Here is a 13,124-nt window from a genome sequence, read left to right on the forward strand (position 1 = left end):
AGCCAGCTCAGTAGAACCGAACGAGTCGGGCCCGTTACAGCCTGTGAACAAGCGGTCATCCGGCAGTTTCGGGTGGCAAGCGAGGTGGTACCGCGGCGATTTCTCCAGAATCGTTCGTCCTCGTGGAGCAGGGCCCAGTGACCCGTCCCGGTAGGAGAAGCATTTTGTACCCCAAGAGCCGCAATACCCAAAACGGTGCCACACCCGGCGAAGCCATCGTTCCGTCGCCGAATTTTCCGGCCGTCGAGACCGAGGTGCTGGAATTCTGGAAGAACGACGACACCTTCCAGGCCTCCATCGACCAACGCGCCGGCGCCGAGGAATGGACCTTCTACGACGGCCCGCCGTTCGCCAACGGTCTGCCGCACTACGGCCACCTGCTCACCGGCTACGCCAAGGACCTGTTCCCCCGTTTTCAGACCATGCGCGGCAAGCAGGTGCACCGCCGGTTCGGCTGGGACACCCACGGTCTTCCCGCTGAGCTGGAGGCGGAGCGCAAACTCGGCATCACGGACAAAAGCCAGATCGAAGAGATGGGCCTCGCCGCGTTCAACGCGGTCGCCCGCGAGTCGGTGCTGGAATACACCAAAGACTGGGAAGAGTACGTCACCCGCCAGGCCCGCTGGGTTGACTTCGAGAACGACTACAAGACCCTCGACATCACCTTCATGGAATCGGTAATCTGGGCGTTCAAACAGCTGCACACCAAGGGCCTCGCCTACGAGGGCTACCGAGTGCTGCCGTACTGCTGGCGCGACCAGACCCCGCTGTCCAACCACGAACTGCGCATGGACGACGACGTCTATAAGATGCGCCAGGACCAGACCGTCACCGTGACCTTCCCGCTGATCGGCGCCAAGGCGGAGACGCTCGGCCTCACCGCCGTGCGCGCCCTGGCCTGGACCACGACCCCGTGGACCCTGCCGACGAACTTCGCGCTCGCCGTTGGCCCCGAGATTGTCTACGCCGTCGTTCCGGCCGGCCCGAACGGCACGCCCGACGCCGAGGTGCTGCGCGAAGGCACCGATACCGCAGCGACTGTGCTCGGTGCCGAATACCTCATCGCCATCGATCTGGTCGGCAACTACGCGAAGGACCTGGGCTACGAGAGTGCCGCCGAGGCATCCGCTGCCGTGTCGCGCACAATTATCGGCAGCGAGCTCGAGGGCGTCAGCTACGACCGCCTGTTCGATTATTACGCCGACGAGTCGGTCTGGGGCACGCAGAATGCGTGGCGCATCCTCGTGGCCGATTACGTCACCACGAGCGACGGTACCGGCATCGTGCACCAGGCTCCCGCTTACGGCGAGGAGGACCAGAAGATCGGTGAGGCCGCCGGCATCCCGGTGATCCTCTCGCTCGACGACGGCGGCAAGTTCCTCAGCGACGTTCCCGACGTCGCCGGAGCGCTCTGGAGCGACGCCAACAAGCCGCTCACCGCGCTGCTCAAGGCCAACGGCCGGCTGCTGCGCCAGGCCAGCTACGAGCACTCCTACCCGCACTGCTGGCGCTGCCGCAACCCGCTCATCTATAAGGCCGTCTCGAGCTGGTTCGTGCGCGTCACCGACTTTCGCCCGCGCATGGTCGAGCTCAACCAACAGGTGAACTGGGTACCCGAGAACGTGAAGGACGGCCAGTTCGGCAAGTGGATTGGCAACGCCCGCGACTGGTCGATCAGCCGCAACCGTTACTGGGGCTCACCGATCCCGGTCTGGAAGAGCGACAACCCCGATTACCCCCGAACGGATGTCTACGGCTCGCTCGACGAGTTGGCCGCCGATTTCGGGGTGCGCCCCACCGACCTGCACCGCCCTTACATCGACGAACTGACCCGTCCGAACCCGGACGACCCCACCGGCCAGTCGACGATGCGCCGCATCACGGACGTGCTCGACGTCTGGTTCGACTCCGGATCGATGCCGTTCGCCCAGGTGCACTACCCGTTCGAGAATCGGGAATGGTTCGAAGCGCACAACCCGGCCGACTTCATCGTGGAGTACATCGGACAGACTCGCGGCTGGTTCTACCTGCTGCACGTGCTCTCCACCGCCCTGTTCGACCGGCCGGCCTTCAAGAACGTGGTCAGCCACGGCATCGTGCTCGGCAACGACGGCCAGAAGATGTCGAAGTCGCTGCGCAACTATCCCGACGTCAATGAGGTCTTCGATCGCGACGGCGCCGACGCCATGCGCTGGTTCCTGATGAGCTCGCCGGTACTGCGCGGTGGCAACCTGGTCGTCACCGAGGAAGGCATTCGAGAGGGTGCTCGCCAGGTCATGCTGCCGCTCTGGAGCACGTACTACTTCTTCACCCTGTACGCGAACGCTTCGGGTACTGACGGTGCCACCGGCTATGAGGCCACCTGGCGCACCGATTCGACCGACGTGCTCGACCGCTACCTTCTGGCCAAGACCCGGGACCTGATCGTCGGCGTCACGGCCGACCTCGAAGCACTCGACAGCACGGTCGCCGCGGCGCGCCTGCGCGACTTCGCCGACGTGCTCACCAACTGGTACGTGCGCCGGTCGCGCGACCGGTTCTGGGGTGGCGCGGCTTTCGGTGCCACCGAGCACGAAGCCTTCGACACCCTGTACACCGTGCTCGAAACCGTCTGCCGGGTGACCGCGCCGCTGCTGCCCCTCGTCACCGAGCGCATCTGGCAGGGCCTCACCGGCGGTCGCAGCGTGCACCTCGAAGACTGGCCGGACGCCACCCTGTTTCCCGCCGACGAGACCCTCGTCACGGCGATGGACCAGGTGCGCCTGATCAGCAGCACCGTGCTCTCGCTGCGCAAGCAGGCCGGCCTGCGCGTGCGCCTGCCGTTGACCAACCTCACCGTCGTCACCGGCAACACCGCGGCGCTCGGAGCCTTCAGCGGCATCCTGCGCGACGAACTCAACGTGAAGACGGTCACCCTGATCGAGCTCGAAGACGACAGTGCCGCCGCATACGGAGTCACGAGCAAGCTCGTCGTGAACGCCCGCGCCGCCGGTCCGCGCCTCGGCAAGCAGGTGCAGCAGGTCATCAAGGCCGCCCGCGCCGGCGACTGGAGCGAGACCGACGGCCGTGTCACGGCCGGCGGCATCGCCCTGGAACCGAGCGAGTACGAGCTGACCCTCGAGGCGAACAGTGACGCCGACGACGGCGGAGCCGCACTCGCCCTGCTGCCCGGCGGCGGATTCACGCTGCTCGCCACGAATACCACGTCTGAACTCGAGGCTGAGGGGTTCGCCCGTGACCTGATTCGCGCCGTGCAGGACACCCGCAAGTCGGCCGGTTTTCAGGTGAGCGACCGCATCCGTCTCGATCTGGTCTTTCAGAGCGAAGCGGATGCCGATTCGTTCGACCTCGCCCTCGGCGTCGACGTCGCGGCGGAAACTCTCGCCACGAGTTTCACAACGCACCGCCCGTCAACCGGCGAATTCTCGGCCGAGCTGCCGTCGGAGTGGCTGGAAGCCCGGGTCGGCGCGCCCGTCGAGCACTACGTCCGCTTTGAAGCCGACCACTATGTCAATCTGGGCGCCGTCATCGTGGCCGTCGCACGCGTGAATGGAGCAATACTTGTCTGACAACGACAATCCCACTGACGACACCGCTGACTGGAAGAACATCACCGGTCGCGGCGACGACGAGGAGCCGATGAATCAGCCTGCCCCGCTCGACGCTTTCCGCGAAGCCGGAGACGCCGTCTTCGCCGAGCTTCTGCAGCGGGTGGGGGAGGCCCAGCCGCAGCCGCGCCTGGCGCCCACCCGGCGTGCCCTCGACTTTCTCGGCGACCCGCAGGGCTCGTATCCGATCATTCACGTGGCCGGCACCAACGGTAAAACCAGCACGAGCCGCCTGGTCGAGAGCATCGTGCGGGCGTACGGGCTGCGCACCGGCCTGCTGACCAGCCCGCACCTGGTGCGTCTGAACGAGCGCATCGTCATTGACGGCGAACCGATCAGTGACCAGATCCTGGCCGCGAACTGGGCCGATATCAAGCCCTACCTGCAACTCGTCGACACAGAACTCGAAGCTGCCGGGGATGTCCCGCTGACCTTCTTCGAAGCGCTGACCGTGCTGGCCTTCGCCTGCTTCGCCGACGCACCGGTCGACGTGGCCGTGATCGAGGTCGGCATGGGCGGTGAGTGGGATTCCACCAACGTCGCCGACGGCCAGGTCGCGGTGTTTACCCCGATCGCGCTCGACCACACGCTGCGCCTTGGCAACACCGTCGCCGAGATCGCCCGCACCAAGAGCCGCATCATCAAGCCGGCGGCATCCGTTGTCTCCGCGGCGCAAAGCGCCGACGTGCGGGCCGAGCTGGATCGTGCGGCAAAACTGAGCGAGTCGACCCTGGCCCACGAGAATGAAGGCTTTGAACTGCTTTCGAGCACCGTGGCCGTTGGCGGCCAGGTCATCTCGGTGCGCGGTCTGGCCGGCACCTACACCGAATTGTTCCTGCCGCTCTACGGTACCCATCAGGCGCAGAACGCCGCGGTGGCCATCGCCGCCGTCGAATCGTTCCTCGGCGCTGGCAGCCAGGCCCTGGTCGGTGACCTGCTCGCCGAGGGCCTCGCCACGGCGACCTCGCCCGGCCGCCTGCAACTCGTCGGCATTGAACCGACGGTGCTCGTGGATGCCGCGCACAACCCGCACGGAGCGATGGCCCTCGCCGCCGCGCTCGAGGCCTACTTCGACTTTGACGAGATCGCCGTGGTCGTTGGAGTCCTCGCCGACAAGGACGCCGAGGGCATCGTCGCGGCGCTCGCCCCTCAGGTCGACCGCTTCTACGTCACGGAGCCGCACTCCGAGCGGGCCGTGCGCATGGACGACCTGGCCGACAACATCGCCGAGTGGACCAGCGACGAGGTCACCTTCCGCTTCGACGATCTGGCCGCTGCGCTCGAGAGCGCCCGCGAGTGGGCGGCCGAGGCGCCCAAACGCGCAGTGCTGGTCACCGGCTCGATCGTGCTCGTCGGCGAAGCGATCACGCTCGCCGCCGCCGGGGAATGGATGGAGAAGTGAGCCTCGTGGCCGACGGCGCTGACGAGTCTGGCGCAGGCAGGTCCGGCGCAGGCCGGCCTCGCCGGTCGTCGGGGCCGCGCTCGGTGAAACGGTCGCTCGCCACGATTTTGCTCGGCTTCGAGACGATCGTTGTCTTCCTCGGTGCCGTCGTCACCCTGGGTCTCGTGTCGGTGGCGACCGAACCCACACCGGTCTCGCCGCTGGCCGTCATCATCGGAGGCGTGTTGCTCGTGCTGGCCATGGTCGGCCTGATCGGACTGCTCCGCTACAGCTGGTCCTACCCGATCGGCTGGGCGCTGCAGGCGATCATCATCGCCACCGGGTTCGTCACCCCGGCCATGTTTTTTGTCGGCGCCCTCTTTGCCGCCATGTGGGCCTACTGCATGATCACCGGCTCTCGAATAGATCACACGAATCCAGATCAACCCAAGGAGATTGCATGAACACCCCGATCGAAGAAACCCTCGTCTTGGTCAAGCCCGACGGCGTTGCGCGCAACCTGACCGGCGAGATTTTGCGCCGCATCGAGGCCAAGGGCTATTCCCTGGTTGACCTGAAGCTGGTTGAACCCGACCGCTCGCTGCTGGCCGCGCACTACGCCGAGCACGAGGGCAAGCCGTTCTTCGAACCCCTCGTCGAATTCATGGAAAGCGGCCCCATCGTCGCCTTCCGCATTGCAGGCAACCGCGTCATCGAGGGTTTCCGAGCCCTGGCCGGTACCACCGACCCGACAACTGCAGCTCCCGGCACCATTCGCGGTGACCTCGGTCGTGACTGGGGTTCGAAGGTTCAGCAGAACCTCGTGCATGGCTCCGATTCGCCCGAATCCGCCGCTCGCGAGCTCGCGCTCTGGTTCGACTAACCAGAGCGTCACGAAAGGCCCCGTCTCGTTTTCGAGGCGGGGCCATTCTGGTTTTGCAACTAAAGGCGGTTGAGCACGTCCATGTTGACCTGCGCCACGATGAAGAACACGATGTAGCAGACGATCGTGATGACGAAGATCCAGGAATACGCGGCTCCGGCGAACCGGCGAACGGATGCCCCGCCCGGCAGATTCCCGACCTTGAAGTTGTAGAGGGTCACGGCCAGAAAAGCCGGAATGGTCACCGCCCAGGTCACCATGCACCATGGGCACAGCACATCGAGCACGAAAATGCTCTGGCCGATCAACCAGATCACGAATATGATCGCGGCGAGCATACCGATGTTGAAGCCCACCCAGAACCAGCGGGCGAATCGGGCCCCGGCCAGAATGGCCACGCCGATCGTGATGACCACGCTCCAGGCGGCGAGTCCGATCAGCGGGTTCGGAAAGCCGAGGATGGCGCCCTGTGGGGAGGCGAGATTGGTCGCGCAGCCGATGAGAACGCTGAAGCTGCAGCTCAGTTGAGCGTTCTTGTCTTCCAGCAGGTGGAGCTTGTCGAGCGTGAGCGCGAATGCCGCTGTTAACGCGATGATCCCGGCGATGATCAGGAAAATAGCCAGGCCGGTTGGACGCTGAGAACGCTCTGTCGTTGGCACTCTTGTGATTATGCCACTCGCGCTGCACGGCTTTGTGCGATTACATGCGATAATCGTGGGTAGTCGTTGAGCCGCGCTCAAGCAGACGCCACTGAGCTTAATGAGTCTTAATGAGTACAGAGCTTGCCTGGGCAACAGTCGCCCGGAATTAGGGTCCCACGATCCGAAGTATTTGCAGCCAGAGCACAGTCCCCGAGCACAGTTTCGACCAAGACCGGGGGGCAAAGCCGGTTGCCGCAGTAAAAAATTCGCGGGGTTTTCACGAAGGTGACAACCTCGCACGAGAGAGTAACCGGTGGGTGGCGCGGTCATCCACAGCGGTCAAGGAGCGCACCAGTGATGGTGGAAGACAACGAAAACAAGAAACGCAAGAGCCTGTTCGGCACTCGCAAATCAACCCGGAAGGCGCCGGTCACCCGGTCGACCGCCGCCCCAGCAGCCGAGGCACCCGCAACGCCGGTTGTCGCCGAGCCAGAGCCCGCCAGGGTCACCATCGCGGAGTACAACAACGTCACCGGAGCGCAGCAGATGACCGACGTCACGCCCGATCTCGCCGCCGACGACAAGGCGACAGCACCCGTGCGCCGGTCGTTCTCCCTGCTGTTCCAGGCGCCGGAGATCCTGCCGATGCCGGCGCGCACCGGCATCCGCCAGTCGCATCAGGACGATGACGACGACGAAGAAGAAACCACGACGGTTCGTCGTCGTGCCCGTCGTCGCACCGGCGACGAGAGCCGCTCAGGCACCGACGACCCGGCCAACACCGTCGTCAAGGTGCGCGCCCCGCGCGAACCCGAGCTCATCACCGAACCCCAGCGCATCAAGGGATCCACACGGCTTGAAGCCAAGAAGCAGCGCCGCCGCGACGGCCGTGATGCCGGGCGCCGTCGCCCGGTCATTACCGAGGCCGAGTTCCTCGCCCGCCGCGAGTCCGTCGACCGTCTCATGGTCGTGCGCGCCAAGCACAACAAGATCCAGATCGGCGTCCTCGAAGACGGCGTGCTGGTCGAGCACTACGTGGCCAAGAATCAGGACGCCTCGCTCATCGGCAACGTCTACCTCGGCCGGGTGCAGAACGTGCTCCCGAGCATGGAAGCCGCGTTCGTCGACATCGGACGCGGCCGCAACGCCGTGCTCTACTCCGGTGAGGTCGACTGGGACGCTGCCGCCGAGAACTCCGGCAGCAGCAACCAGGCCCGCCGCATCGAGCTGGCCCTCAAGCCCGGCGACAAGGTCCTTGTGCAGGTCACGAAGGACCCGATCGGTCACAAGGGCGCCCGCCTCACCAGCCAGGTGTCCCTGCCTGGCCGCTACCTCGTTTACGTGCCCAACGGTTCGATGAACGGCATCAGCCGTAAGCTCCCCGACACCGAGCGTGCGCGCCTGAAGAAGATCCTCAAGGAGGTTCTGCCCGACAATGTCGGAGTCATCGTGCGCACCGCCGCCGAGGGCGCCACCGACGAGCAGCTCACCGTCGACGTCAACCGACTGCGCGAACAGTGGGCGCACATCGCGGAGCAGGTCGAATCGGCCCAGGCCCCCGCCGAGCTGCACAGCGAGCCCGACCTGCTGGTCAAGATCGTGCGCGATGTTTTCAACGAAGATTTCCAGCGGATGGTCGTGGCCGGCCCCGACGTGCGCGCCACTATTGAGGCCTACCTCAGCCAGGTAGCTCCCGACCTGCTCGAGCGCGTTGAAACCTACGAGGGCGAGGTCGACGCGTTCGACGAGTTCCGCATCTCGGAGCAGATCGAGAAGGCTCTCGACCGCAAGGTCTGGCTGCCGTCCGGCGGATCCCTCGTGATCGACCGCACCGAGGCCATGACCGTCGTCGACGTCAACACCGGCAAGTTCGTCGGCAGCGGCGGCAACCTCGAAGAGACCGTCACCAAAAACAACCTCGAAGCGGCCGAGGAGATCGTGCGCCAGCTGCGCCTGCGCGACATTGGCGGCATCATTGTGGTCGACTTCATCGACATGGTGCTCGAATCGAACCGCGACCTCGTGTCGCGTCGGCTGATCGAATGCCTCAGCCGCGACCGCACCAAGCACCAGGTGGCCGAGGTCACCTCGCTCGGACTCGTGCAGATGACCCGTAAGAAGCTCGGCCTCGGACTGCTGGAGTCGTTCAGTGAAAACTGCGAGGCCTGCGCAGGTCGCGGCATCATCGTGCACCACGACCCGGTGATCAAGCACCGCCAGACCGCGCAGCCGCCGCAGGAGCGCCGACCGCGCGCCAAGGCCGGCAGCTCCGCCCCCAATAACAGTGGCGGCAGCAACGCCTCCAGCACTGGCGGCTCCGGCAGCAACCGGGACAACGGGCACAACTCGGGTCAGCGCGACAGCGCTTTTGACGCGCCGAAGAGCGGCCAGGGCACCCACGGCATCACCGAGGACGCCAAGCAGGCTCTCGCGCTGATCGCCGCGCGCACCATCACCCGCACCGGCTCGATCTCGATCATTCCGCTCGAAAGCAGGGAAGCGGACGCTGACGCAGCGACCTTAGCGCCGGTCACGACCGAATCTGCCCACACCGATTCAGCCGGTACTGAGCAGGTCGGTACCGAGCAGGTCGGCACCGTGCAGGTCGGCACCGAGCAGGCCGACGCCGAGCACGCCGAGCACGCCGACACGGCGAACGTCGAGCAGGCCGGACCGGCAGGCGCCGGACCGGCAGGCGCCGAACCGGCAGGCGCCGAACCGGTGAGCACCGAGCGTTCACGCGGTCGGCAGTCGCGGTCGCGCGGCCAGAACGGGCGCACCCAGCAGTCGCGGTCCGAGCAGGCCCGCGCCCGCCAGGCCAGCACGGAACTGGCCAACGCGCAGCAGGCCAACACGCAGCAGGCCGGCACGGAACCGTCGAGCACGCAGCAGGCCGAGCCCGAGGCATCCGCTGCCCCCGTCACTGAGCAGTTCGTCGCGACGAAAGCAACGGATACCGCACCCCGCACCCGCGGTGGGCGCAGCACCCTCGCAGCCGGAGCGCCGACCGTTTCAACACCGATCGTGCCGACCCCCGCCCCCGACACATCGGAGTCTGTTGACATCCTCGACATTCCGGTGAAGAAGTCCACACGCACCACCCGGCGCCCCAGCAAGCAGGTCACCGACCAGCTGCTGGATTCGGTGCTCGACTCGCTGCCGGAACCGAAACTTCCCGGTCAGGGACGCGCGCGCAGCCGTCGCGTCACGACCGCCGGCGGTTCCGCCGGCCAGGCCATTTTGACCGCGACCGGTTCGGCGACCTCCGCGACGACGTCCAGCCAGCCGCCGCACGGCGACTAGGCCCAAACAGAAGTTAGACGGTAACGCAATCGGCGGGCAGCTCCCTCTCCTGCGGCGATGGCCTCTCGGCCTCACCGCGGGGGTGTTGGTGGTGCTCGCCGTTTTCGTCGTGCGGGCGCTTTCGCCCGCCTTCGTCGACGAGCAGCTGAGCGATTTCCAACTGCCCGACCGGGTGCAGGACACCCTGACCCTGGCGATCAGCGTCATCATCGAGTCGGTGCCGTTCGTATTTCTGGGCATCCTACTCTCGGCGGTCGTGCAGGTCTGGCTGCCGCACGGCGTTCTGGCCCGGCATCTGCCACGCAACCCCATTCTGCGGCGCGCCACGATCTCGCTGCTCGGCATGTTTTTTCCGGTCTGCGAGTGCGGCAACGTGCCGCTCGCCCGCGGATTCATGGTCGGTGGGTTCACCGTCTCCGAATCGATCACCTTTCTGCTCGCCGCGCCGATTCTCAACCCGATCACCATAATCACCACGCACCAGGCCTTCGGCTGGGACGGCCACATTCTGGTCGCGCGGCTGGTCGGCGGATTCCTCATCGCCAACGTCGTAGGCTGGCTGTTCAGCAAGCACCCCGACCCGCAGAGCCTGCTGACGACCAGGTTCGCGGCCGCCTGCGCGGTCGGGTCCACGAGCGGGCACGATCATGCACACCACAGGGAGAGCCGGTTCAGCCAGACCACCGAGATCTTCATTCGCGAAACGTCGGTCATCATGCCGGCCCTGTTCATCGGCTCCGCCGTAGCCGCCCTCACTCAGGTGTTCGTGCCGCGGTCGGTGCTGCTCGCGCTCGGCAGCAACCCGGTCTGGTCGGTGCTCGCCATGATGGCACTGGCTTTCATCGTGGCGGTCTGCTCCAACGTTGACGCGTTCTTCGTGCTGTCGTTTGGCAGTACCTTTCTGCCCGGCGGAATCGTGGCGTTCCTCGTGTTCGGTGCCCTGATCGACGTCAAGATGCTCGCCCTCATGCGCACGACCTTCACCAGTCGCACCCTGGTGCAGATCACGGTCGTGGTGGGCCTCATGAGCGCCGCGCTCGGATTGCTGGTGAACTATGTTGCCTGACCGAAAGCTGTCCGGGGCCCTCCGCTATTGGGCTGAGCGCTGGCAGGGTGTGCTGCTCAGCCTCGTGGTCGTTGTCGCGACCCTGTGGCTGGCCCTGAGCGGCCAGCTCGGCCTCTATATCCACCCTCGCTATTTCGTTTTCACGATCGCCATGGCCGTGGTCGGGCTTGTGCTCGTCGCCGCCGGGTTCGCCCGTCGACGCGGTTTTGAGGTCGAACGCAGCGGTCGGGTCCAAACGACTCTGACCGGGGTCGGAGTCGGGCTGCTGCTGATCATGGGCGTCGCCATGGTCGTGGTCCCGCCGACCACCCTGACCAGCGCCACGGCAACCCAGCGCGAGGTCAATTCCGGCGGGCTCGGCACCGACGACGACGCCGACCAGGCCGCGGCGCTCATCGGCACCGGCGACTTTGAGCAGCTCAGCGTGCGCGAGTGGGTCTCTCTGCTCGCGCAATCCTCTGATCCGGCCTTCTACGCCGACAAAACCGCTCAGGTCACCGGGTTCGTCACGCCTGACGCCAAAGACCCCGATAACGTGTTCTATCTGGCCCGGTTCGTCGTCACCTGTTGCGCGGTCGACGCCCAGCCGATCGGCGTTCCGGTCTACCTGCCGGGCTGGCAGGCCGAGTACGAGGTCGATGACTGGGTGCAGGTCACCGGCCGGTTCGAGCTGAGCGTGAGCGCATCAGCGAGCGATCCACTCGCGATCACCCCGGTCGAGATCCTTCCCGTCGACCAGCCGAATGACCCCTATGTCTACTGACCCCTCTGCTGACCTGTTGACCGGGCAACCGCTCCCGGCACGGTCGACCCGCCCATTCCGCCGTACCCTCTGGATACTCGTCGGCGGCCTGGTCGCGGCCTGCGTTGCCCTGGTCGCCGTCAACCTGCTGACCGGCCCCCGGCTCACCGGCGTCGACGTCGACAGCACCGCCGTGGTCTCTTCCGCGAACGCGCGCCTCGTGCTCGCGACGAACCGTCAGTTGACCGACATCACCCCGGAGCAGGTGAGTATCGAGCCGTCCGCAGCCTTTCAGGTCACCACGAGCGCGAATTCCGTCGTGATCTCCTTCCCGCAGCCACTCGCCTACAACACCGACTACGCGGTCTCCGTGCGGGGCATTACCGGCACGGCCGTCGACCGAGAATCGACAGTCAGGGCAGCCTTCAGCACGAGCGAACCCTCGCTGTACTACCTCAGTCGCGCGGCGTCGGCCGCCGAAGCCGGCACGCGCGGCACGGACCGCATCCTGCGTACCACGACCGGCAGGGCTGACACCGAGGTAGCCTTCGAGTCGGCGAACATCCAGCAGTTCGTGCCGATGGGCAGCGAACTCGCCGTGGTCACGGTGAACCCCGATCTGGCCAACGCGCTCTATCGCGTTGATGCCGACGGTACCGCCGAAGCTCTCAACCTGCCCGGTGTCGGCCTCGTGCAGGATCTGCAAGCCGCGCCCGGCCAGTCCCTGCTCGGTTTTCGTTTCACCAGCGCAGCGGATGCCGCAGGCCCGCACTACGACAACGTGCTGTTCGTGCTCGACCTGCGCACCAACAATGCCACTGCGGTCCCTGCCCTCGAGGGTGGCCCGCTGAGTGTTACGACCTGGGGATTCATGGCCAATCGCGCCGACATCGTTGCACAGCAATACGATTCGACCTTGCTGCTGATCAATCCGCTAAACCAGTCCGGCGGCAACCCGCTCGAGAATGAACCCGAATTCGACCCGCCGGTACCGCTCGGGCAATTCGCGAACCTCACCGCGTTCGCGCCCGACGGCGTGCGCATCGCCGTGTCGGACCGCGACGGCCAGTACGTGCTTGATCTGTCGCAGGGCACAGAGTCCGCCATCGTGCCGCAGAGCGTGGAAGGCACCACCCAGTACACCGCCGAGCTGCGCTTCCTTGCCGGGGGAGCCGGCACGGACTCCGACAGCTACGTGCAGCGCGTCGCCGAGTTCGACGCCGCTACCGGTTCGGTCAGGCAATATCTCTCGCTGGTGCAGGGTGGTGAGGCGCGCACCGTCTATGCGCCGGCATCCGCTGACGAAACCATTGTTGGATTCGAGCTCTCGCCGAACGACCAGTTCCTGGCCGTGCAGATCGTGCCGAACCGTGAGACCGAGCGCTCTGACGGATACCCGGTCAATGCTCAGGCAACGGATGCAACGACCCTGTTCGTGAACGTGGCTACCGGCGCGGTGCGCCGCAGCGTGCTCGGCTTCGATGCCACCTGGCAGTAGCC

The 13,124-nt window shown here is 65.9% G+C and carries 9 protein-coding genes; 8 read left to right on the forward strand and 1 reads right to left on the reverse strand.

The features are described 5' to 3' along the window. The first annotated feature begins 161 nt into the window (after window positions 1-161). From ileS to ndk, 4 genes are all read left to right on the forward strand, one after another. Window positions 162-3,569: an isoleucine--tRNA ligase gene (ileS, locus tag CXY77_RS07730; RefSeq protein ID WP_104129942.1), complete on the forward strand. Its 3,408-nt coding sequence runs from the start codon at window positions 162-164 to the stop codon at window positions 3,567-3,569. A gap of 70 nt (window positions 3,570-3,639) precedes the next feature. After that, the gene (locus CXY77_RS07735) at window positions 3,640-5,010 is read left to right on the forward strand and encodes a folylpolyglutamate synthase/dihydrofolate synthase family protein (protein WP_104129943.1); all 1,371 of its coding nucleotides are present in this window, start codon (window positions 3,640-3,642) and stop codon (window positions 5,008-5,010) included. Further along, a complete protein-coding gene (locus CXY77_RS07740; RefSeq protein WP_233197305.1) occupies window positions 5,007-5,453 on the forward strand; it encodes a DUF4233 domain-containing protein in 447 nt (148 codons plus the stop codon). The genes CXY77_RS07735 and CXY77_RS07740 overlap by 4 nt, the downstream gene beginning before the upstream one ends. Continuing rightward, the gene (gene ndk, locus CXY77_RS07745) at window positions 5,450-5,872 is read left to right on the forward strand and encodes a nucleoside-diphosphate kinase (protein WP_092339961.1); all 423 of its coding nucleotides are present in this window, start codon (window positions 5,450-5,452) and stop codon (window positions 5,870-5,872) included. The genes CXY77_RS07740 and ndk overlap by 4 nt, the downstream gene beginning before the upstream one ends. A gap of 59 nt (window positions 5,873-5,931) precedes the next feature. On the opposite strand, the gene CXY77_RS07750 is transcribed toward ndk, so the two are convergent. After that, entirely contained in the window at window positions 5,932-6,531 is a 600-nt protein-coding gene (locus CXY77_RS07750; protein WP_233197306.1) for a vitamin K epoxide reductase family protein, read from the reverse strand. Between the two features lie 339 nt (window positions 6,532-6,870). Here CXY77_RS07750 and CXY77_RS07755 point away from each other — a divergent pair, with 339 nt between their 5' ends. From CXY77_RS07755 to CXY77_RS07770, 4 genes are all read left to right on the forward strand, one after another. After that, window positions 6,871-9,816, forward strand: a complete 2,946-nt coding sequence (locus CXY77_RS07755; protein ID WP_233197317.1) for an Rne/Rng family ribonuclease — start codon at window positions 6,871-6,873, stop codon at window positions 9,814-9,816. 91 nt (window positions 9,817-9,907) lie between these two features. Then, the gene (locus tag CXY77_RS07760; protein WP_233197307.1) at window positions 9,908-10,882 is read left to right on the forward strand and encodes a permease; all 975 of its coding nucleotides are present in this window, start codon (window positions 9,908-9,910) and stop codon (window positions 10,880-10,882) included. Then, window positions 10,872-11,645 (forward strand): TIGR03943 family protein, encoded by a 774-nt coding sequence (locus CXY77_RS07765; RefSeq protein ID WP_104090454.1) that lies wholly within the window; start codon window positions 10,872-10,874, stop codon window positions 11,643-11,645. Before CXY77_RS07760 ends, CXY77_RS07765 begins: the two co-directional genes overlap by 11 nt. Beyond that, window positions 11,635-13,122 carry a hypothetical protein gene (locus tag CXY77_RS07770; protein WP_140425494.1) on the forward strand — a complete coding sequence of 496 codons (1,488 nt, stop codon included), beginning with the start codon at window positions 11,635-11,637 and terminating at the stop codon, window positions 13,120-13,122. The genes CXY77_RS07765 and CXY77_RS07770 overlap by 11 nt, the downstream gene beginning before the upstream one ends. Window positions 13,123-13,124 lie beyond the last annotated feature (2 nt).

The organism is Cryobacterium sp. N21 (assembly GCF_002929575.1).
Classification (GTDB): Bacteria; Actinomycetota; Actinomycetes; order Actinomycetales; family Microbacteriaceae; genus Cryobacterium; species Cryobacterium flavum.